At 66.9% G+C, this 21,511-nt stretch carries 20 protein-coding genes; 7 read left to right on the top strand and 13 right to left on the bottom strand.

Annotated elements, in window-relative coordinates; all coding sequences use genetic code 11:
- Positions 1-56: 56 nt before the first annotated feature.
- From N825_RS20650 to N825_RS20640, 3 genes are all read left to right on the top strand, one after another.
- Entirely contained in the window at positions 57-536 is a 480-nt protein-coding gene (locus tag N825_RS20650; protein ID WP_051512701.1) for a CreA family protein, read from the top strand.
- Between the two features lie 90 nt (positions 537-626).
- Positions 627-1,619 (top strand): tRNA dihydrouridine(20/20a) synthase DusA, encoded by a 993-nt coding sequence (gene dusA, locus N825_RS20645; protein ID WP_037456343.1) that lies wholly within the window; start codon positions 627-629, stop codon positions 1,617-1,619.
- Positions 1,620-1,868: 249 nt separating this feature from the next.
- Entirely contained in the window at positions 1,869-3,497 is a 1,629-nt protein-coding gene (locus N825_RS20640) for a sigma-70 family RNA polymerase sigma factor (protein ID WP_084164923.1), read from the top strand.
- 96 nt (positions 3,498-3,593) lie between these two features.
- On the opposite strand, the gene N825_RS39050 is transcribed toward N825_RS20640, so the two are convergent.
- The 7 genes from N825_RS39050 to tatA all read right to left on the bottom strand — a co-directional run bounded on the left by N825_RS39050 (position 3,594) and on the right by tatA (position 10,750).
- On the bottom strand, positions 3,594-3,758 hold the full coding sequence (locus tag N825_RS39050; RefSeq protein ID WP_157619445.1) for a hypothetical protein: 165 nt from the start codon (positions 3,756-3,758) through the stop codon (positions 3,594-3,596).
- Between the two features lie 51 nt (positions 3,759-3,809).
- The gene (locus tag N825_RS20635; RefSeq protein ID WP_037456342.1) at positions 3,810-6,572 is read right to left on the bottom strand and encodes a sensor histidine kinase; all 2,763 of its coding nucleotides are present in this window, start codon (positions 6,570-6,572) and stop codon (positions 3,810-3,812) included.
- A complete protein-coding gene (locus N825_RS20630) occupies positions 6,569-6,808 on the bottom strand; it encodes a hypothetical protein (RefSeq protein WP_051512683.1) in 240 nt (79 codons plus the stop codon). The genes N825_RS20635 and N825_RS20630 overlap by 4 nt, the downstream gene beginning before the upstream one ends.
- Positions 6,805-8,907, bottom strand: coding sequence for a 3'-5' exonuclease (locus N825_RS20625; RefSeq protein WP_037456340.1), 2,103 nt, complete (start codon positions 8,905-8,907; stop codon positions 6,805-6,807). Before N825_RS20625 ends, N825_RS20630 begins: the two co-directional genes overlap by 4 nt.
- A gap of 4 nt (positions 8,908-8,911) precedes the next feature.
- Complete coding sequence (locus N825_RS20620; RefSeq protein WP_037456338.1) at positions 8,912-9,304, bottom strand: response regulator transcription factor; 393 nt, start codon at positions 9,302-9,304, stop codon at positions 8,912-8,914.
- Positions 9,305-9,435: 131 nt separating this feature from the next.
- Positions 9,436-10,320: an SPOR domain-containing protein gene (locus tag N825_RS40820; protein ID WP_157619443.1), complete on the bottom strand. Its 885-nt coding sequence runs from the start codon at positions 10,318-10,320 to the stop codon at positions 9,436-9,438.
- A gap of 217 nt (positions 10,321-10,537) precedes the next feature.
- A complete protein-coding gene (gene tatA, locus N825_RS20605) occupies positions 10,538-10,750 on the bottom strand; it encodes a twin-arginine translocase TatA/TatE family subunit (protein WP_037456331.1) in 213 nt (70 codons plus the stop codon).
- Between the two features lie 307 nt (positions 10,751-11,057).
- Here tatA and N825_RS20600 point away from each other — a divergent pair, with 307 nt between their 5' ends.
- Entirely contained in the window at positions 11,058-12,839 is a 1,782-nt protein-coding gene (locus N825_RS20600) for an SLC13 family permease (RefSeq protein ID WP_051512682.1), read from the top strand.
- A 27-nt stretch (positions 12,840-12,866) separates the two neighbouring features.
- On the opposite strand, the gene N825_RS20595 is transcribed toward N825_RS20600, so the two are convergent.
- From N825_RS20595 to glpD, 6 genes are all read right to left on the bottom strand, one after another.
- The gene (locus tag N825_RS20595) at positions 12,867-13,046 is read right to left on the bottom strand and encodes a hypothetical protein (RefSeq protein ID WP_157619441.1); all 180 of its coding nucleotides are present in this window, start codon (positions 13,044-13,046) and stop codon (positions 12,867-12,869) included.
- A 131-nt stretch (positions 13,047-13,177) separates the two neighbouring features.
- Complete coding sequence (locus tag N825_RS20590; protein ID WP_037456329.1) at positions 13,178-13,957, bottom strand: ATP-binding cassette domain-containing protein; 780 nt, start codon at positions 13,955-13,957, stop codon at positions 13,178-13,180.
- Positions 13,958-13,969: 12 nt separating this feature from the next.
- Complete coding sequence (locus tag N825_RS20585; protein ID WP_037456328.1) at positions 13,970-15,202, bottom strand: sugar ABC transporter permease; 1,233 nt, start codon at positions 15,200-15,202, stop codon at positions 13,970-13,972.
- 107 nt (positions 15,203-15,309) lie between these two features.
- The gene (gene xylF / locus N825_RS20580; protein ID WP_037456324.1) at positions 15,310-16,362 is read right to left on the bottom strand and encodes a D-xylose ABC transporter substrate-binding protein; all 1,053 of its coding nucleotides are present in this window, start codon (positions 16,360-16,362) and stop codon (positions 15,310-15,312) included.
- Positions 16,363-16,619: 257 nt separating this feature from the next.
- Positions 16,620-17,144 carry a peptidylprolyl isomerase gene (locus tag N825_RS20575; protein WP_037456515.1) on the bottom strand — a complete coding sequence of 175 codons (525 nt, stop codon included), beginning with the start codon at positions 17,142-17,144 and terminating at the stop codon, positions 16,620-16,622.
- Between the two features lie 107 nt (positions 17,145-17,251).
- Positions 17,252-18,781, bottom strand: coding sequence for a glycerol-3-phosphate dehydrogenase (glpD, locus tag N825_RS20570; protein ID WP_037456513.1), 1,530 nt, complete (start codon positions 18,779-18,781; stop codon positions 17,252-17,254).
- 211 nt (positions 18,782-18,992) lie between these two features.
- Here glpD and N825_RS36735 point away from each other — a divergent pair, with 211 nt between their 5' ends.
- The 3 genes from N825_RS36735 to N825_RS20555 are packed head-to-tail and all read left to right on the top strand — an operon-like array spanning position 18,993 to position 21,426.
- The gene (locus tag N825_RS36735) at positions 18,993-20,825 is read left to right on the top strand and encodes an intermembrane phospholipid transport protein YdbH family protein (protein WP_198038797.1); all 1,833 of its coding nucleotides are present in this window, start codon (positions 18,993-18,995) and stop codon (positions 20,823-20,825) included.
- A 5-nt stretch (positions 20,826-20,830) separates the two neighbouring features.
- Positions 20,831-21,079 carry a YnbE family lipoprotein gene (locus N825_RS20560; protein ID WP_051512700.1) on the top strand — a complete coding sequence of 83 codons (249 nt, stop codon included), beginning with the start codon at positions 20,831-20,833 and terminating at the stop codon, positions 21,077-21,079.
- Positions 21,076-21,426 carry a YdbL family probable chaperone protein gene (locus N825_RS20555; protein WP_037456316.1) on the top strand — a complete coding sequence of 117 codons (351 nt, stop codon included), beginning with the start codon at positions 21,076-21,078 and terminating at the stop codon, positions 21,424-21,426. The genes N825_RS20560 and N825_RS20555 overlap by 4 nt, the downstream gene beginning before the upstream one ends.
- Positions 21,427-21,511 lie beyond the last annotated feature (85 nt).

The raw sequence follows: 21,511 nt of genomic DNA, 5'->3' as shown, positions 1-21,511 counted from the left end.
TTCGTCCCGCGTTGCGCGTGTCTGTGCCGGGTAAACGCTTCCACGGAGATATGGATATGGGCCGCTACGGTTTCGCTTCGGCACTGGTGGGGCTCGCCCTGGCATTCGGCTCCATGACGCCCACCGCCGCCAGGGCGGAGGAGGTCGGTTGCGTCACGACCGCCTGGAAACTGCTTGGCGCCAACCACAGGGTCTGCGTCGAGGCCTTCGACGATCCCAAGATCCCCGGTGTCGCCTGCCATCTCAGCCAAGCGCGGACCGGCGGGGTGTCCGGTAGCCTGGGCTTCGCGGAGGACCCGTCGCGCTTCTCCATCGCCTGCCGTCAGGTGGGACCCATCACGATGCCGGAAAAGCTGCGCGACAACGAGGAGGTCTTCACCGCCGACACGTCCATCCTGTTCAAGGAGACGCGCGTCGTCCGGATGTTCGACAAGAAGCGCAATACCCTGGTCTACCTCAGCTACAGCACCAAGATGGTCGACGGGTCGCCGATGAACGCGGTGTCGAGCGTCCCGATCATGCCGTGGCGCCAATAAAGCGCTCGCCGCGTCTGGTGATTCGGCGCCGTCCCGCTATAGTGTCCGGCTGTTGATCCCGGATCGCTGCCTGGAACCCCTGTCGTGACGATGTCGAGCCATCCTATTTCGGTCGCCCCCATGATGGACTGGACGGACCGCCATTGCCGGTACTTCCTCCGCCAGATCAGCCGGCACGCCTTGCTCTACACCGAGATGGTGACGACCGGCGCCATCCTGCACGGCCCACGCGACCGCCTGCTGGCCTTCCATCCCGACGAACATCCGGTGGCGCTCCAACTGGGCGGCAGCGATCCCGCCGATCTGGCGGCCTGCGCCCGGATCGCGGAGGAGTACGGCTATGACGAGGTCAACCTGAACTGCGGCTGCCCCAGCGACCGCGTCCAGTCCGGCCGGTTCGGCGCGTGCCTGATGGCCGAGCCGGACCTCGTCGCCGACCTGGTCTCCGCCATGCGCTCCACCGTCTCCATCCCAGTCACCGTCAAGTGCCGCATCGCCATCGACGAGATGGAGGAGTGGTCGACCCTGGAAGGCTTCGTCGCCCGGATCAGGGCCGCCGGCTGCGGCCGGATCATCGTCCATGCCCGCAAGGCTTGGTTGAAAGGTTTGAGCCCCCAGCAGAACCGGGACATACCGCCGCTCCGATACGATCTGGTCCATCGGTTGAAAGCCGAGAACCCCGACCTGGACATCACGATCAACGGTGGCATAATCGACTTGGACGAGGCCGCCCGGCATCTAGAGGTGGTCGATGGCGTCATGCTGGGCCGGGCCGCGTACAAGACGCCCTACGTCCTGGCTGATGTCGACCGGCGGTTCCATGGCGTTTCCGACTCGGGGCCGACGCGCCGCGAGATCATCGACCGGATGCTGCCTTATATCGAGGCGAGATGCCTCGAAGGTGTGCCTCTGCATGCCATCACCCGGCACATGACAGGTCTGTTCCAGGGGCAACGCGGCGGTCGGGCATGGCGGCGGCATTTGAGTGAATTTGCGCACAAAAGCGGTGCCGGGCCTGAGGTTGTCGAGGCGGCGTTGTCGAGGATTGTTCCCGAGCGTGAGATTTTTCAGGCGGCGGAGTAGCGCCCGCGACGAATCGGACCACATGGTGTTGTCTGAAACTCGTCGTTTAGCCCTTGACAAAACCTGCGTAAAGACCGAAATGGCCCGCCGTTCACCGATCGGAAATAGCAGTGTCAGAATTTGGTAACGTGAGCGGTGCCGCACCACGCAGGCGGTGCCGCTTCATTGATTTCCGAACCGAGTGAATTTCTATTCCTCCGCCTCGGCAGGGGTTGGTGGGACTGAGTTGGAAATCCGAGGACAATCGTTATGACCGCCCTTGAAGTAACGGCGCAGCCTGTCGCCGACACAGATCGCGCCCCCGCGGTGCGTAATGAGACCACCGGTGCCCGTGGCAACATCGCGTTCGCCGAGCACTCGACCGACCCGGTCCGCCTCTACCTGCGCGACGTGGCGCAGCACCCGCTGCTGACGCGTGAGCAGGAGGTGACGCTCGCCCAGCGCATGGAGGCCGCCCGGTCCGCCATCGATGACGTGATCGCCGTCAGCCCGTTCACCCGGACCCGGCTGGTCCAGTGTCTCCAAGGCCTGCGTGAGGGCTCGGTCAACGTCGGTAACATCGTGGATGTCGAGCGGTTCACCCGGATCGGCGCCGAGGCGGACGCCGAGGCCGCCGCCGGCGAGGCCAAATCCGGTGACGAGGTTCTGGACGAGGACCTGGAAGCGGTCGTCGACGACGCCGACGTGGCCGAGCCCGCCGCCCTTCCGGTGATCTCGGCCGCCGAACTGGCGGAGAAGGTCATCGAGGCGCTGGAGAGGATCGTGGCCGCCGATGCGACGGACGCCGCGGCTGCCGCCGTGCTGGTCCGCGAACTGCCGCTGTCGGTCGACCTGCGGACCGAGCTGATCAACGCCATGCGCGACGTCAACCGTCGCATCGTTGGCGTCGACGGCCGGCTGGCGCGGGTCGTGACGACGGCCGGGGTCAAGCGCGAGGTGTTCCTGGAGGCCTATCTTGGCTCCGAGGGTCAGCCCGACTGGCTGGCCAAGCGGGCCGCCAAGGGGGGAGCCTGGGCCAAGCTGGCGGAGCGCAAGGGCGCCGAGGTCGACGCGCTGTTCGCCGAGCTTGCCGAAATCGGTCAGACCGTCGGTCTGTCGATCGGCGAGTTCCGCGAACTGTCCGCCCGCCTGCAGCGGTCCCAGAACGACCAGATCCGCACCAAGGAGGCCTTCGCCAAGGCCAATCTGCGGCTCGTGGCCGCCCTGGCTCGGAAGCACCTCAACCGTGGCCTGCCGTTCCTGGACCTCGTCCAGGAGGGCAACATCGGCCTGATGACGGCGATCGAGAAATTCGATTGGCGGCGTGGCTACAAGTTCTCGACCTACGCCACGTGGTGGATCCGGCAGTCGATGACGCGGGCGCTGGCCGACCAGGGCCGCACCATCCGCATGCCGGCCCACGCCTGCGAGGCGCTGACGAAGATCCGCCGCTGCGCGGTCCAGCTTCGCCTGCGCCGTGGCATCGAGCCGACCAACGAGGACATCGCGACCGCGTTGGCCATGCCGGTGGAGAAGGTGGCGGAGCTTCTGCGCATGGCGGCCGACGCCGTCAGCCTGGACGCCCCCGTCGGTGACGACGATGACGGCGCCCGGTTAGGTGACTTCCTTGAGGACAGCGCCACGACCGGCGCGTTCGACGCCATCGCCGCCGGTTCGCTGCGCGAGAAGCTGTCGGAGATCCTGGACGACCTCACCCCGCGTGAGGCCGACATCATCCGCCGCCGCTTCGGTCTCGCCGGGACCGAGGAGACGCTGGAGGACATTGGTCGCGACTACAACGTGACGCGCGAGCGCATCCGTCAGGTCGAGGCGAAGGCGTTGCAGCGGCTGGGCCGGGCCAAGCACGCCCGCGTGCTGAAGACCTTCCTGGAAGGCTGAGTCCGCCCCATCGAGACGACGAAAAAGGCCGGCGGGAGATCCAATCTCCCGCCGGCCTTTTTCGTTCCGAATTATGCCAAGGGCCGATCCGGCTGTCTATTTGTCGGCGGGCTTGCCGCCCTCGCCGGTCCAGTCGTCGGTGATCATGGCTTGCGCCTCGCTGATCTCGTCGACCTCCTCCTTGGAAGGCGGACGGGGGATGTTCGGTGTCTTGGGCCTGTCCTCGAGGTCCTTCGAGGTTGGGTGCTGCCGTTCGGCCATGGTGATCCTCCGTCCTGTTGCCCTTTCCCCAACAGCGCCCGGCGCGGATGATCACACGGTCATCTGTTTCGGATACGGAATGACGAAGGCGAAGGTGGCTCCCTGTCCGGGAGCGGTGTCCACCCAGATCCTGCCGCCCAGATGCTCGACGATGCTCTTGCAGATGGCGAGACCCAGCCCGGTGCCTTGTGGCTTGTCCGTCATTGTGTCTCCCACCTGTCGGAACCGGTCGAACACGATCTCCGCGTCCTTCGCCGCGATGCCCGGTCCGTTGTCGGTGACCGCGACCTTGACGCCCTCGGCGACCGGCGCGACCGAGACCACGACCCGGCCCGTGCCGGACGGGGTGAACTTGGCGGCGTTCGACAGCAGGTTCATCGCCACCTGGGTCAGCCGGTCGTGATCGCCCTGGACGATCGGCACCTGCGCCGGGATGGCGACCTCCAGGGCCACATCCTTGTCCTTGAAGACTTGGGCCGTCGTCGCGGCCGCGTTGCGCATGATGGCGGCGAGGTCGACCGGCCCGATCGTCCAATCGACCTCGCCAGCCTCTATCTTCGCCATGTCCAGCACTTGGTTGATCAGCCGGGTCAGCCGCTCGCTCTCGCGGATGATCACGCTCAGGAACTCGCGCGACTGCTCGGGGTCGATATCGGGGTTGTCGTGCAGGATCTCCGCGAAGGCGCGGACGGAGGTCAGCGGTGTGCGCAACTCGTGCGTGACGGTCGATAGGAAGTCGTCCTTCAGGCGGTCGACCTCCAGCAGCTTCTCGTTGGCGGCACGGAGCGCCGCCGAGGTGCGCTCCAATTCGGCGGACTTCTGTTCGAGCTGGCGGCTGTATTCCAGCACCTGGCTGGTCTCGTCCAGCATCCGCAGCAGCTCGGCCATGGTGACCTCGCCGCCCTTCACGGCGGAGGCGAGCGCCACCCGCGCCGACGCGGCGCCGATCGCGCCGGCCATCAGCCGTTCGCCCAGGCGCATCAGTTCGGCGGTCGCCTTGCGATCGCGCCGCAGGTCCATGTTGCGGCCGCGCGCGAAACCGACGAAGGCCTGTTCCGCCCGCGCCGGGCCCAGGAAGCGGCTGACCAGGGCGATCAGCTCGCCGACGGTGGTGTCGCCGCGCCATGTCCCGGTTTCGACCGACCGTTCGTTCTGCCGGAAGACATCGACGAAGGCGAGGGCCTGGACCCGCTCGCCCACGCTGGGTTTGGTGAACAGCGAGATGCCGACGAACAGCCCGACATTGGCGACCATGCTCCAGAACAGCGCGTGCGACAGCGGGTCCAGACCTTCCAGGCCGAATAGCGCGTAGGGGCGCAGCAAGGTGACGCCGCCGGGCCCCTCCGACAGGAACGACGGGTCCAGCCAGCCGGAACGGGCGAAGGACGGCAGCAGCAGCGTGTAGGTCCAAGCCGCGATGCCGGCCACGAGCCCAGCGATGGCGCCGAGCCGCGTCGCCCGGCTCCAGAAGATCCCGCCCAGCAAGGCCGGCGCGAATTGCGCAACGGCCGCGAAGGAGATCAGCCCGATCGCTCCCAGCGCGTAGGCGCTGCCGGCGAACCGGAAATAGGCGTAGCCCAGCAGCAGGATGACCACGATGGCGATCCGGCGGATCGCCAGGATCAGCCGGGTCAGGTCGGGATGGCGCTCCAGTTTCAGCACCCGCAATCCCAGCAGCGCCGGGATGACGAGGTCGTTGGATACCATGGTGCTGAGCGCCACCGTCTCCACGATGATCATGCTGGTGGCGGCCGATAGCCCACCCAGGAAGGCCAGCAGCGCCAGTCCGCGCCAGCCCTCCGACAGGGGAAGCGCCAGCACGAACATGTCGGGATCGACCTTGCCGTCGGGGAACAGCAGCAGCCCGGTCACGGCCACAGGCAGCACGAACAGGTTGATCAGCAGCATATAGAGCGGGAACAGCCACATGGCGCGGCGCAGATGCGACTCGCGCATGTTCTCCACCACCATCACCTGGAACTGGCGCGGCAGGCAGATGATCGCGGCCATCGACAGCAGCGTGACGGTAATCCAGCCGCCATCGGCCAGCGCGGGCTCCGCCGTCAGCAGGCGGGCTATGGCCGGGGCGGCGGCGACGCGCTCGGCCAGATCGCCGAAACCGTCATGGATGCCCCACACCACCATCACGCCGACCGCCAGGAAGGACACCAGCTTGACCACGCTCTCGAACGCGATGGCGGCGACCATGCCGCGGTGGTGCTCGGTGGCGTCGATGTTGCGGGTGCCGAAGACGATCGCGAAGGCCGCCATCAGCAAGGCCACGTGGAAAGCCTTGTCCGCCAGGAATGTCACTTGCGGCCCAGCGCCGAATCCGGATGGGTCGGTTCCGGCCAGCACGTCGAAGCTGACGGAGACCGCCTTCAGCTGAAGCGCTATGTAGGGTGTCACGCCAAACACGGCGATGCCGGCGACCAACCCGCCCAGCAGGTGGCTCTTGCCATAGCGCGACGCGATGAAATCCGCGATCGAGGTGCTGCGCTGCTTGCGCGCGATCCGCAGGATCTTGGCGATGACCAGTGGCGCCAGGACCATGACCAGCGTCGGGCCGAGATAGACCGGTAGGAAACCGATGCCCTGGGTCGCCGCGCGCCCGACGCTGCCGTAGAAGGTCCAAGTCGTGCAGAACACGCCGAGCGACAGGGCGTAGACATAGGGACTGGCGACGGCGCTCCAGCCGCCCTCGGCCCGGCGTTCGGCGCGCTTGTCGGCCTTGCGGTCGGCCGCCCAGGCGATCGCGAACAGCAGGAACAGATAGGCGAAGGACGCCGCCGCGATCAGCGGCGCCGGGATCATCCCCTGTCGTCCCCGTCGCGCCCTTTGCGCTCCATCGCCAGGGCGATCAGCGCTATGATGGCCAGCCACACCCCGAAGATGTAGATCGGCAAGGATGGCCAGCCGAACAGCGTCGCCGGTGCTCCGAACGCCGCCAGCAGGGGAGGGTTGAACAGCACCAGCGCCAGCAGGAACAGCGCGATCAGGCGGTCGCCACCCGCTCGCCCATACGGCTCCGGGGGGCGGCGCCCACTCAAAACGCCCGTTCCCGCGCGTGCAGCTCGACCAGGATGTTAGCGCTCCGGATCGCGTCGTCCAGCGTGACGACGTTCTGCTCGCGCAGCATGTCGACGAAGCTCAGGAATATGGCGGCGGTCAGCAGGCTGTCGCCCAGCGCCGTGTGGCGGTCGACCACCTGGATTCCGAGCCGCTTGGCGATGCCGTCGAGCGTGTGGTCGGCGTCCTGTCCCTGGAGCTGGCGCGACAGCAGCATGGTATCCAGCACCGGATGGTCGAATTTGACGCCGCTGACCTTCTCCTTCATTTTCAGGAACTTGAGGTCGAAGGCGGCGTTGTGCGCGATCAGCACGGCGCCCGACACGAACAGGTGGAACTGCGGCAGCACGACCGAAGCCTTGGGCTTGCCACGCACCATGTCGTTGGTGACGCCGTGGAACTGGATCGTCTCCGGCGGAATCGGGCGTCCGGGGTCGACCAGCTGGCTGAAGGTCTCGCCGGTCAGGATGCGACCGTTGACGATCCGGACGCCGGCGATCTGGATGATCTCGTCGCCATCGGACGGGCGCAGCCCGGTGGTCTCGGTGTCGAACACCACGAAGGTCAGCTGGTCGAGCGGCGTCCGCCCCAGTTCGGTCGTGGCGATCGGCTGCCGCAGCAGCGAGAAGTCGAAGAACTCGGGCCGGGCGGACGGGGCCGAGCGGTCGGAGTGGCCATGCAGTTCCACGGTTGGCGGCAGCGGCACCCGCATGCGGGCGATGCCCGGCCGCGGCGCGTCGCACCACAGCTCGCTGCGGTGGTGCTGGAGCGCGTCGCTGACGGTCAAGCCGCCCAAGGCGTCGGGCAGCGGCTGGTCCATCCAGCTGTCGACCGTGGAGGAACCGACGGGGGTGCCGCTCCACGTGATGTCGATATAGACCCACCGCCCGTCGGTTTCCGCCGCGAGATCGAAATCGCCGACCCCGGTGACCTCGCCCAGCCGGCGCACCAGATGGTCCAGCAGCACGACGAGGCTATAGCTGTCGCCATGCAGCCAGAGCGGCAGGCCCGTCAGAGTGATGGTCGGGCCGCCCGCCGCCGTGGTCCGCGCGATCACGAGGTTGATCAGGTTGCCGGTGTGGACATCGCTCATCGGCCACGCGCCGGTGATGATGCTCCGGTAATCGTCCGTGACGCTTTCCAGCCGCCGCGACAGGGCGGCGCATTCGTCCAGGATCACCTGCTCGAACGCCCGGCGTGACGCGGCGTCCAGGTCGGGATTGTCCGACAGCGTCTCCGCCGCCGCGAGCAGGTTGGCGACCGGCGGCCGGAAGCCCTCGGTCGCGGCGCGCAGCACGGCGTCGCGCTTGCCCAGCACCGCAAGCTCGGCGGTGACATCGTCGAAGGTCACGACATAGCCGGTGATCACGTCGTCGTCTTGGAGGATCAGGCTCATCCTGCCTTCCAGCAGGTAGCGGCCATCGGTGGTCGCGGCGACGAACTCGGCCGTGACGCCCATCGGGTGGCTGAGGTGCCGCCCGGCCTTGACGCGCAGGGTCAGGCGCTCCAGCGTGTGGAGCACCGGCGCCCGGGTCACGACCTGAAGCAGGTTGCGGCCGATGCCGAGATCGCCGGTCAGGTGCAGCAGCGTCAGCGCGGCCTGATTGTACAGCAGGATCTGATGCTGGTGGTTGCAGACCAGAACGCCCTCGTGCAGGTCGCGCAGCAGGGTGGACAGCCGGCTCTTCTGCTCCTGGACCACGGCGGTCGAGGACTCCACGGCGCGGTCGATGTCCGACCGGGCGGCGGCCAGCTTCTCGCCAAGCTCGTTGATCGCCTGGGGCAGGGGGGCCAACCCGGCGTAGCGCTCCGGCGGGACGCGGGCGGCGGTGGTGCCATGGCTGATCACCCGGGTCTCGCCCGCCAACGCCAGCAGGGGACGCAGCACCTTGCCATCCACCAGCAGCCACAGCGCGAACACCGCGCCCACGGCGATGGCGACGGCGGCGACGGTCTGGGTGACCATGGGATTTCCGACACCGTCGCCCTGGGATAGCGCCACCGCCAGCAGGATGATCAGCGATGCCGCACCCCCGCCAGCCGCCACGAAGAGGGAGGCCAGTCCGCGGCGTCCGTTCATGGATCTATCGCTCCAGCACGGGGGTCGAGGCGGTGGCGAGGTGCTTCCGCACCGTCTCGACCAGATCGCGGGTCGAGAACGGCTTGGTGACGTAGTCGGTGGCGCCCATCGCCATGCCCTTCTGCCGTTCGACATCGCGACTCTTGGCCGTCAGCATGATGATCGGCAGGTCGCGATGCTCGGGATTGGCCCGGATCGTCTGGCAGACGTCGAAGCCGTCGCGCTTTGGCATCATGGCGTCGAGCAGGATCAGGTCGGGAGCCGATTGGGCGACGGCCTCGAGCACCTCCTCGCCGGTCCGGGCCAGACGGACTTCGAACCCCGCCTTCCGGAGCATGAACTGGAGCGAGAGCAGGATGCTCGGCTCGTCATCGGCGACTAGGACGGATTGGGTCATGGATGGCGTTTCCTCCGGCGCCCAACCCCGCGGCAGGGGCTGATTATTATTGGTTGTGGCCTACACCAGTGGCGTCCAATCTACCCAGTCCGCCTTCGTCCAATCAACAGTGACCATAAGGAAATTGTGATTTACCGGATGTTCAGGACATTACCGCGAAGATTTGCCGCACTCCGCAGCTCCGCCGAGGCGTCGGTCGCCTCCTTCTCCGTCTGATAACGTCCGACGCGGACGACCTTCCAGGTCTTGCCCGCGCTGTTGGTCCAGTCGGCGGCGAATGCCTCCCACCCCTTCGCCGACAACTCCCGGACGAGGCTCGCCGCGTTGGCGGGATCCTGGAAGCTGCCGACCTGGACGGTGAAATAGCGGCTCGCCAGGGCTCGCGGGGATGCTGGAGGCGGTTGTGCCGCCTTGACCTCGGGTGGTTGTGCCGCCTTGACCTCGGGCGGTGGTGGCGGTGGTGCGGGCCGTTTCGCCACGAGATCGCTCAGCGCGGACAAACCCGGATCGATCACCGGCGCGCGATCGGGTTCGGCGACGGCGGGAGGTGGCGGGGTCGGCGTGGGAGCGGCGGCGGGCGCCGGTTCCGGCGCTTCGGCCGGGGCAGAGGGAGCGGAACCGGGAGCGGCGGCCGTTGGCTCGGGGATGGGCACGGCCGCTGTCGGTTCGGGAACGGCGGGCATCTCGGGGACGGGGATCGCCTCCGGAGCGGGAAGCGGTTCCGGAGGCGCTGGCTGAGCCATGGGAGCAGGCTCGGCCATGGGAGCAGGCTCGGGCTCGGGGGCAGGCGCCGGGGTGGGAGGCAAAGGGGGCAGCACGGTGCTGGCCGCCGGTGGCTGGACTGGGGCGGGGGGAGCCTTGGACGTGATTTCGGCTGGCTGGATGGGAGCCTGCGCCACTTCCACCGGCACCGTCATCGCGCGGCGGGGTGGCGCCAGCATCACGGTGCTCAGCCAAGCTCCGGCGGCGAAGGTCAGCACCAGACCAAGCGCCATCGCGGTGGATTTGAGTCTCATCGGACGCGATCCGGGCCGGAGGCGCCGCGCCGTTCCGGCTTATTGAACGTATTCCCCATCATACGATGAAGTAGCCGCCGATATGTTAACGTCGCGTAAATCACCGCGCCCATATTCCGGCGGCGTCCTGGAAAAATCGCCCCCGACTGGCGGGGGCGATGGTCGTTCCGGTCATCCGGTTTTCACTTGCCGGCCGCCGGCAGCGGCTAGCGAGTCATCAGCCGCGCGACACGGTGTCCCGCGGCAGTTCGGGAGCGCGGTTGACGGGGGCGGTGGCGACCTCGGGGGTCTCTTCCTCCCGCAACCCGCTGCGGAATTGTTTCATGCCGCGGGCGATGTCGCCCATGGCCTGCGGAATCCGCTTGGTGCCGAACAGCAGCATGACCGCCGCCAGAACGACGATCCAATGGAAGAGGCTGAAGGAACCCATGATCTTGATCTCCCGTCCGGCCCGGCGACGCCGGTCATTTCCGGTTGAGTGGTTGCGGTCTCGGTGATGGTGCTGCTTCCCGTGACGGTCGATAACACATTCACCCCCGCCACGCCCATCACCATCCTGTGTAACCCTGCGGATCTATATAGGGGCTTTCGGCACCCCATCACAGCATTAGCTTGATAAGGGATATTTAAGGCCAATTTGCGGCTTGTCGCCGCCTGCGGCTGGTGATAGCGAAGCTGGCTCCATATTCCGTTCAGCCCCCGGGCCGGACGACCCCGCCAGCGCCGTCCGGAGCACGATGTCCTCCATCTCCTTTCAGACCATCGTGGTGTTCGCGCTGTTGATCGGCGTTTTCGTCGCTTTCGTGCGCGAGTGGGTTCCCCCCGACATCGTCGCGCTGTCGACCGCCGCGATCCTGCTCCTGACCGGGGTGCTGGACACCAGCGAGGTGTTGGCCGTGTTCAGCAACAGCGCCGTCGCGACGGTGGCCGCGATGTTCGTGCTGAGCGCCGCGCTGGAGCGCACCGGCGTCGTCGAGGCGATGGGAACCGCCGCCATGCGGATGGTGGGGCGGGATAAGATGCTTGCCTTCGTGATGCTGGTCGGCTTGGCGGTCGTCACCTCCGCCTTCATCAACAACACGCCGGTCGTGGTGATCCTGACACCGGTCGCGGTCCGCCTGTGCCTCCACCTCGGCATGGCGCCGAGCAAGCTGCTGATCCCCCTGTCCTTCGCCGCGATCTTCGGTGGCACTTGCACGCTGATCGGCACCTCGACCAACCTGCTGGTCGACGGCGTGGCCCAGCGGATGGGCATGCCAGCCTTCTCGATCTTCGAGATCACCGGTTTCGGCATCATCATGGCGCTGATCGGAATCACCTATCTGGTCCTGATCGGCTATCGCCTGCTGCCCGACCGCGAAACCACCAGCGAGCTTCTGTCCAGCCAGCCGCAGCGCCAATACCTGACCGAGGTGGTGGTGCCGCCGGGCAGCCCGGTGATCGGCCTCAGCCTGAGGGAGGCGAAGCTCGTCAACCTGACCAACGCCCGCGTCATCGACGTGGTCCGCCAGGACGAATCGCTGCGCCGGGAACTGGACAAGGTGGTATTGGGCGCTGGTGACCGCATCCTGATGAAGAGCGGGATGGAAGGCGTCATGGGGCTGCGCGATCATGTCGGGTTCTCGTTCGACCCCGAGGTCGACCTGCAGGAGATGTCGACCCGTCGAACCCGCGTGGTCGAGGGCATCATCGGCCCGCGCTCCAGCTTCGTGGATCACAAGCTGGCGGAATTCAACCTGCGCCGACGCTATGGCCTCTACATGATCGCGGTCCACCGGCAAGGCGTCAATCTTCGCGGCAAGTTCGAGGAAGTCAGCCTCGAGGTGGGCGACATGGTGATCCTGGAGGGGCCGGAGGACGGTATCCGCCGGCTGGTCGACAGCGGCGACCTGATCAACCTGACCGAGGCCATCCATAGCCCGATGCGCCACGCCAAGGCGCCGATCGCGATCGGCGCGGTCCTGGCCGTCGTCATCCTCGCCGCCCTCGACGTGATGCCGATAGCCGGGCTGGCGCTGATCGCGGCGGTGGGCGTCGTCCTGACCGGCTGCCTGGACCGCGACGAGGCCTATCGCTCGATCGAGTGGCGGATCCTGTTCCTGATCCTCGGCATGCTGACCCTGGGCACCGCGATGGAGAAGACGGGAGCGGTCGAATTGGTGGCGGGCGCCGCCGTCGACGCGATCGGACGGCACGAGCCGCTGATCATGCTGTCGCTGGTCTATCTGCTGGCGTCCGCCCTGACGGAGATCGTCAGCAACAACGCGGTGGCCGTGCTGCTGACCCCCATCGGCATCGGGATCGCCCATCAATTGGGCGTCGATCCCAGGCCGTTCGTGGTCGCGGTGATGTTCGGCGCCTCGGCCAGCTTCGCGACACCGATAGGCTACCAGACGAACACCTTCGTCTATGGCGCCGGTGGCTACAAATACATGGATTTCGTCAAGGTCGGCCTGCCGCTCAACGTGATCTTCTGGATCGCGGCGACCTTCCTGATTCCCCTGTTCTGGCCGTTCTGATCTAGCCGGGCTGATCCGAGGGCCCGATCACCGGACGACGCGTGGCATCTCCGAACCGCACAGCAGGTCGTCGATCCGGTACGCCACGTCCATCGCCATCCTGAAGGCCGGATTGTCGTAGTTCGGCCTGCAGCCGGTCTCGTAGCAGATCAGGCGGGCGTTGCGGATGGCGGTATTGATGCTGGCGGCTCTCAGATCGTCATCCATGGCGAATATCCCGTGTCGGATGTTGTATACTTTCCACAGGATATTCGTGCGGATGGTCAAGCGATAGCAAAAAGCCTTTACCGTTATGGCAAGGGATCCCTTGTGATTGGGCCCAAGGCTCCGGTTCCGACCTAGTGCATCTCCTCAAGCTCGGCGGCGGTTTGCTGGCCGGGCAGCTTGCCCAGGATGATCATGCCCAAGACCTCGTCCTTGGTGACCTCCGAGGTGCGGCAGGTGCCGACCAGCTTGCCGTTCTTCATGACGCTGACCCGGTCCGACAGGTCGAAGACGTCGTGCAGGTCGTGGCTGATCAGGAAGATGCCGATGCCCTCCTTCTTGAGCTGCTTGATCAACTCCGCGACCTGCTTGGTCTCCTGCGGTCCCAGGGCGGCCGTCGGCTCGTCCATGATCAGGATCTTGGCGTTGAAGTGCAGCGCCCGGGCGATGGCGACCGACTGGCGCTGGCCGCCGGACAGGTTCTTGACCGGCTCCTTGATCTTGCGGAAGTTCGGGTTGAGCCTGCCCATGACGTCGCGCGTCGCCCGCTCCATCGCGTCGTCATCCAGCGTGCCCCAGGGCGTCATCAGCTCCCGCCCCAGGAACAGGTTGCCGGGCGCGTCGATGTTGTCGGCCAGCGCCAGCGTCTGGTAGATCGTCTCGATCCCCAGCGCCTTGGCGTCGCGTGGGCTGCGGATGTCGACCGGCTGGCCGTTGATCAGGATCGAGCCCGTGTTGGCCTGATAGGCTCCCGAGAGGATCTTGATCAGCGTCGACTTGCCGGCGCCGTTGTGGCCCAGCAGACCCACGACCTCGCCGGGGTGGAGCGTGACGGTGACGCCGTCGACCGCCTTGATGCCACCGAACTGGATGGAAATGTCGCGCATCTCGACCAGGGGAACGCTTCCTGTCATGTGGGTGCCCTCCTAGCGGCGGCGTTTCTGATAGACGGTGTCGAGCCAGACCGCGACGATCAGCACCAGCCCGATCACGACCGGCTGCATCGGCGTCGCGATGTCCAGCAGGATCATGCCGCTCTGCAGGCTCTGCATGATCAGCGCGCCCAGGATGGCGCCGGCGATGGTGCCGACGCCGCCGGCCAGCGAGGTTCCGCCGATCACGGCCGCCGCGATCACCGACAGTTCCAGCAGCGAGCCGGTCGAATTGAGACCAGCGTTCAGCCGGGCGGTCTGGATGGCGCCGGAGATCGCGGCCAGGAAGCCCATCAGCACGAAGATCATCACGGTGACCTTGCGCACGTTGATGCCGCCCAGTTCCGCCGCCTCCGGATTGCCGCCGATCGCGAAGACGTAGCGGCCGAACTTGGTGACCTTGGTCAGGGCCGACATGGCGACCGCGACGACGATCAGGATCAGCACCGGGATCGGAATGCCCTGCGGGATCTGGGTGCGCGGCCGGTAATACGAGTTCATCACCAGCACGAAGCTGACGATCAGGCCGATCGAGACCGCCAGGATCAGGGCTTCCGCCCACAGCGGCCGGACCGGGAAGTTGAAGCGGTTGCGCCGCTGGCGGGTGCGGACGGTCTTGAACAGCGCCGCGGCGATGAACACCGCGCCGACCACCCAGCTCCAGAACGCGCCGATCGAGCCATCCAATCCCCCGCCCATCAGCTGGAAGGTCGGGTCCATCGGGGCGACCGTGCGGCCCTGCGTGATCCACCACGCCAAGCCGCGGAAAATCAGCAATCCGCCCAGCGTGACGATGAAGGCGGGGACGGCCCGATAGGCCACCCACCAGCCCTGGAACGCGCCGATCAGGCAACCGGCGATCAGACCGGCGGCCAGCGAGACCAGCCAGGTCCAGGATGTGCCGATCGGCAGGATCTCGACCTGGAGCACGGCCATGATCATTCCGACGAAGCCCAGCAGGGAGCCGACCGACAGGTCGATGTGGCGGGCGACGATCACCAGGACCATGCCGGTGGCCATGATGCCGACGACGCTGGTCTGGACCGACAGGTTCCACAGGTTGCGCGCCGTCAGGAAGATGCCGCCGGTCAGGATGTCGAGGCCGACCCAGATGACCACCAGGGCCGCCGCCATGGCGAGCAGCCGGGTGTCGATCTCGAGGGCCGCGATCAGGTCTCGGGCGCCTCGCGGCCGCGTCGCGCCGGGATTTTCAACGGCAGTCGTCATTCTTGGATACCCTCATGCGCGGCGGGCGGGCTCGCCGGAAAGTTCCCGGCGAGCCCGCCCGTCCCACTCAACGGACGAAGACGTCGTGTCTCACATGCAGGCCCGTCTCACATGCAGGCTTTGGGACCCTTGGTCTTGTCGACGCCCTGGCAGGCGACGGCCTTGGTGATCCAACCCGCGTCGATGACGAGGTTCAGGTTGTCCTGGGTGATCGGGACCGGCGTCAGGAAGATGGTGTCCAGCTCGATGCCCTTGGCGCCCTCCTTCCACTTGGTGGCGCCCTTGATCTTCGCCGGCTCCGTCCCCTTGGCCATCTCGACGGCGATCTCGGCCGCGTTCTTGCCAAGCTCGCGGGCGTCCTTCCAGACGCTGACGGTCTGGGTGCCGCGCGCGACCCGGTTCAGCGCGGCCTGGTCGGCGTCCTGGCCGGACACGGGGATACCCTGCAGGCCCTGGGCGGACAGCGCCGCGATGGCGCCGCCGGCGGTGCCGTCGTTGGAGGCGACGACCGCGTCGACCTTGTTGTTGTTGGCGGTCAGGATCTGCTCCATGTTCCGCTGGGCGTTCTCCGGAAGCCAGCCGTCGGTGTACTGCTCGCCGACGACCTTGATGTCGCCCTTGTCGATCGAGGGCTTAAGGACATCGAGCTGTCCGGCGTGCAGGAAATTGGCGTTGGGATCGGCGGCGCTGCCCTTGATGAAGACATAATTGCCCTTGGGCTGCACCTTCAGGATCGAGCGCGCCTGGATGCGACCCACTTCCTTGTTGTCGAAGGTCAGGTAGAAGACGCCGGGCGCCTCGATCAGGCGGTCGTAGCCCACCACCGGAATGCCCTCGGCGGTCGCCTTGGCGATGGCCGGCATGATCGCGTTGTTGTCCTGGGCCAGCACGATCAGCGCGGTGGCCCCGCGCGAGATCAGGCTCTCGACGTCCGCCAGCTGCTTCGAGGGCGAGCTTTGCGCGTCGGCGCTGATGTAATCGGCGCCCAGCTGCGTCAGGCGGGCCTTGATCGCGGCCTCGTCCGTCTTCCAACGCTCTTCCTGGAAGTTCGACCAGCTGACGCCGACGACGACCTTCTGGGCCAGCGCCGCGGTCGACAGCGCCGTCGTGGCACCCAGCGCGAGCACGGCGCCCAGCAGGGTCTGCTTGAGTGTGTTCATTGAGTTTCGCCTCCCCTAGGAGTTGGTTCTTGTTGGCCCGGCTTGTACCGTGGCGATTGTTTGGTGACCAACCGTTCACAACGTCCGGGCCACCAGACGCCGCGACTTGATCACCCGGCCGCGTTCCGTCTCGATGGAACGATGCCATGCGGCGGAGGTCAAATCAATTATTCCGACCGACGATCTAAAGAGGCCCAACAGGGTGGATGGTTGGATCGACGCCCCCTCCCGCGGCCGGGAGAGGGCGGAGACACGCCTTACTTGGCGTCGGCGGCGACCTGCATCTTGACGATGCGATCGGGATCGGTCACCGAGCCATTGCGCATGGACGACCCCTTCTTGATGTTGTCGACATGCTCCATGCCCTCGACCACCTGGCCCCACACGGTGTACTGGCCATCCAGGTGCGGCGAGGTGCCGAACATGATGTAGAACTGGCTGTCGCCGCTGTTCGGGTCCTGGGCGCGCGCCATCGAGACGGTGCCGCGGACGTGCTTGTAGTTCGAGAACTCGGACTTCAGCTTCTTGCCGGAACCGCCGGTGCCGTCGCCGCGCGGATCGCCGGTCTGGGCCATGAAGCCGTCGATGACGCGGTGGAACACCAAGCCGTCATAGAAGCCCTCGCGGACCAGTTCCTTAATCCGGGCGACGTGGTTGGGAGCGAGATCGGGCTTCAGCTCGATCACGACTCGGCCATCCTTCAGGTCGAGATATAGTGTGTTTTCAGGATCCAAGGCAAAAGCCTCCCCACTCCAGAGAAAGGCGCCCATCAGGGTCGCCATGATTAGGGTCTTCAACCAGCGCATCGTTCATATCCACATAGTGCGGGTCGGTGACCGGGCGACCATAGTGGAAGCGCCGTCGGGATGAAAGTCGCGGCTCGTCCCAGTCAGCTCGCCTGGGCCATCGGCCGGGAAGCCTCCAGCCAGCGCGCCAGCCGTTCGGCCCCTTCGGCCGGAACGTGCAGGCCGAGCTTGGTCCGGCGCCACAGGATGTCGTCGGCGGTGCGCGCCCATTCCTGGTCGACCAGCCACGCCGCCTCGCGCTCGTACAGCCCGCCGCCGAAATCGGCGCCCATGTCCGCCAGGGTCGCGGCGTCGCCGACGATCCGCGCCGCCAGGGTGCCGTACAGCCGGCACAGCCGCAGGGCCACCGCGGCGGGCAGCCAGGGATGCCGTGCCTTGAAATCGGCCGCGAACGGCTCGAACCGCGAACCCGGCATGTCGCCGCCCGGCAGCCGGGCATCGGCCGTCCAGGCCGGGGCCAAGCCGGGAATGAAGCCCGCCAGCTTGTCCATGGCGTGCTCGGCCAGCCGGCGGTAGGTCGTGATCTTGCCGCCATAGATCGACAGCAGGGGAGCCTCCCCGGCGCCGCCGGAAAGGTCGAACACATAGTCGCGGGTGACGGTCGACGGGTTCGCCGCGGTGTCGTCGTCATACAGCGGCCGGACGCCCGAATAGCTGCGCACGACATCCGTCGGCCCGACGGCGGTGCGAAAATAGCGGTTCACCGCGTCGCACAGGTAAGCCGTCTCCTCCGGATCGATCCGCACATCGGACGCGTCGCCTTGGAACGGGATGTCGGTCGTGCCGATCAGGGTGAAACGGTGCTCGTAGGGGATCGCGAAGATCACCCTGCGGTCGGTGTTCTGGAGGATGTAGGCGTGATCGCCCTCGTACAGGCGCGGCACCACGATGTGGCTGCCCTTGACCAGCCGCATGTGGGCGGAACCCTTCTGCCCCGCCACGCCATGCAGGAAGCGCTCGACCCACGGCCCCGCGGCGTTGACCAGGATGCGGGCGGTGACCTCCCGCTCGGCGCCCGTGGCGAGGTCCCGGAGCCGGGCGGTCCAATGATCGCCCTCGCGCCTGGCCTCGACGCAGCGGGTACGCGGCAGGATCTCGGCGCCGCGCTGGCGCGCGTCCATGGCGTTCAGCACGACCAGCCGCGAGTCCTCGACCCAGCAGTCGGAATAGGCGAAGCCCTTGGTCAGCTCTGGCTTGAGCGGGCCGCCCGACACGGTGTCGGTGCGGAAATCCAGGCTCTTGGTGCCGGGCAGGCTGCGCTTGCCGCCGATGTGGTCGTACAGGAACAGGCCAAGCCGGATCATCCAGGCGGGACGCAGCAGCTTGTTGTGGGGCAGCACGAATCGCATCGGCCAGATGATGTGTGGCGCTATCCGCAGCAGGACCTCGCGTTCGGCCAGCGCCTCGCGGACCAGCCGGAACTCGTACTGCTCCAGGTAGCGCAACCCGCCATGGATCAGCTTGCTGCTGGACGACGACGTGGCGCTGGCGAGGTCGGCCTGTTCGCACAGGACGACGGACAACCCGCGCCCGGCCGCGTCGCGCGCGATGCCGGCGCCGTTGATGCCGCCACCGATCACCAGCAGATCCACCATCCCATCCTGCCGATCCATCACCACCTCCGGAGTGGCCCACCGCCGCGTTCGGGTCTGAGCCGAGTTCAACTTGATATGTTCGAATACGAACATAATGCCGGTCCACGATTTTCGCAAACGAACATTCTCGGATGTCCTTTTTCTGACACCGTGGCGTGCTAGGCTCCTGGATTGGTTCATGTCCGTTAGAGGGGGTAGGGACGCGATGCCGCGTCGCTGGATTTGGGGTTTGTTGACAGTCACAGGGCTGGGCACGGGGCTGGGTGCCGCTGGCGTGCTGGGGCTGCCAACGCTGATCGCATGGCAGGGCGACCGGCTGCTCGCCGATGCCGGCATGCCGGACTCGCGTGTCGAGGTGACTCGGCTGGGCTGGTCGAACGCCGCGATCGACGTTTGGCAGGGGGCCGGCACAGACAGAAGGATCGGCCGGATCGATCTGGACTATGGTTTCACCACCGGAATAAGCGGACGGGTGGACATGGACCTGCCCTTGGCCGGCTTGGCCGGCGACGGGATCGCGATGCCGGGTGCCGCGCTGCGGACCGCTGGTGCCGTCCGGTCGGTCGATGGCCGCTGGATCTACGACCCCGAAGGCTGCGTCACCATCGCCGCCAATGGCGTCGAGGTCGGCGACGTCGTCGTGAACGAGCCCCGGTCGGTCTGCCTGGAGGCGAGCCCCGGCGAGCACTTCCTGACATACGATCTAGCCGATGGCCTGACCCTGGCTTTTGGGATCAAGCCGGCCGCGCTCAAGCTCGCCGTGGCGGGAACGCCCGTCGCCGGCCGATCACCCGCGATCTCGGTCATCGCCGCCTTGGCCGCGACGGGAGCGCCGCTCAAGGTGGCGGTCAACTGGCGCCAGGGCTCGCTCACGCTGCCCAGGCAGTCGCTGACCGGCGACGGCTTCAAGGGCGAGCTGTTCTTCGACCCGGATCGGGAACAACCGCTCTCCACAAATTACGCCTTCGAAACGATCCACCACGATCAACGGGTTCCCGCCTTCGCCCCGGTGGGCTTGAAGGGTCAGGCCGAAGGGGACCCGGCCGGCGTGACCCGGTTCAAGGCCCGCATCGCCGATCCTACCAACGCCGTGGCGGTCGACGTCACGGGCCAGCACGACGGGCAGGTGGGCGCCGGCTGGCTGGAGGCCAAGGCGGCGCGGATCGCGTTCCCGCCCGGCGAGCCGTCATTCACCACCCTGTTCCCGATCGTGGGAGGCTGGGCCAAGTCCATCACCGGCACCTTTGGGCTGGATGGCCGGTACGAGTGGGGCGAGGGCGCCGGTCCGGGGCGCGCCTCGGTCATGGCTGAGGACGCCGCGGTCGACACCGGCGGCTTCACCGCGCGCGGCATCAACGCCGTGGTCGCGGCAGATCGGCTGTCCCCGCTCCGCCTGCCGCCCGGCCAGATCGTCTCGATCGGCCTGATGGATGTCGGCCTGCCGCTGACCGACGCCGTCATCGATTTCGGCGTGGTGGGCGACAAGCTCTCGATCGCCCGGGCGGAGTGGCGCTGGGCCGGCGGCTTGGTCCGGACCCATCCGTTCGAAACCCGCCTGACCGATCAGGCCCGCACGATCGAACTGGAGGCGGAAGGGGTCGATCTGCGCCAACTGCTGTCGGTCGCCGGCGTCGATGGCTTGGAGGCCACGGGGTCGCTGCGCGGCCGGCTTCCGGTTCACCTGGGGTCGGGAGGCGCCGTGACGATCGATGGCGGCAAGCTGGAGACGACCGGCCCCGGCACCCTGCGCTACAATCCCGACGAGCCGCCGTCCTTCCTGTCGGGTGACCCCGGCAGCGGGACCGACATGCTGCTCAAAGCCTTGACCGACTTCCATTACGAAGCGCTGGACCTGACCGTCAATGGCACGGCCGGCGGCGAGATGGCGATCTCCTTCGCGATCCGCGGCTCCAATCCCGGATTCTATGATGGCTATCCAGTGGCGCTTAATCTAAACGTCGGGGGCGCGCTCGACACCATCCTGCGGCGCGGCATCAGCACCTATAACATTCCGGACGCGGTCCGCGACCGGATCATGGATTTCCAGGCCCAGCGAAAATGATGGACATGTCGATCCCGCGGCGCCACGCGGTACTGGCCTTAGGGGCGGCTTGCCTCATTCCGGCCCTCGCCGCGTGCAGCCCGACCGTCAAGGTCGAGGCCCCGGACAAGCCGATCGAGATCAACCTGAACATCCGGATCGAGCAGGAGGTCCGCATCCGGGTCGAGCGCGACCTGGAGCAGGTTTTCGCCGAGGATCCCGAATTGTTCGGGGTGCCCTCCGGTTCCGGTGTCAAAGGGAAGGGCACGAAATGACGCGCTGGCTGATGATTCTCGCCCTGTCCCTGTGGACTGCGGCCGCGGCTCCGGGGTTCGCGTCACCGGCCTTGGCCCAGGCGCCGCTGGACGCCGCCAAACAGGCGGGTCTGGTCGGCGAGAAGCCGGACGGGCTGATCGGCTTCGTCGCCGGCACGGTGCCCGCCGATGTCGGCGCGCTGGTCGGTCAGATCAACGCCGGCCGCCTGGAGCGCTACGCCGAGATCGCGAAGACCAACGGCACCTCCGTCGACAGCGTCCGGGCCGTCGCCGGACGGCGGCTGATCGACCGCACGCCGGCGGGACAATTCGTCATGACCGCGTCGGGCGCGTGGCAACGGAAATAATCACCATCAGCGGCAGTTGTTTTTCTATCCTCCGGCACGATGACGTGATAATCTTTAGGGGTATTCAGACCTTCCGTCGCCGAGG

The sequence above is a fragment of the Skermanella stibiiresistens SB22 genome, from assembly GCF_000576635.1.
Lineage (GTDB): Bacteria > Pseudomonadota > Alphaproteobacteria > Azospirillales > Azospirillaceae > Skermanella > Skermanella stibiiresistens.
This window is presented reverse-complemented; position numbering and strand designations above follow the sequence as displayed.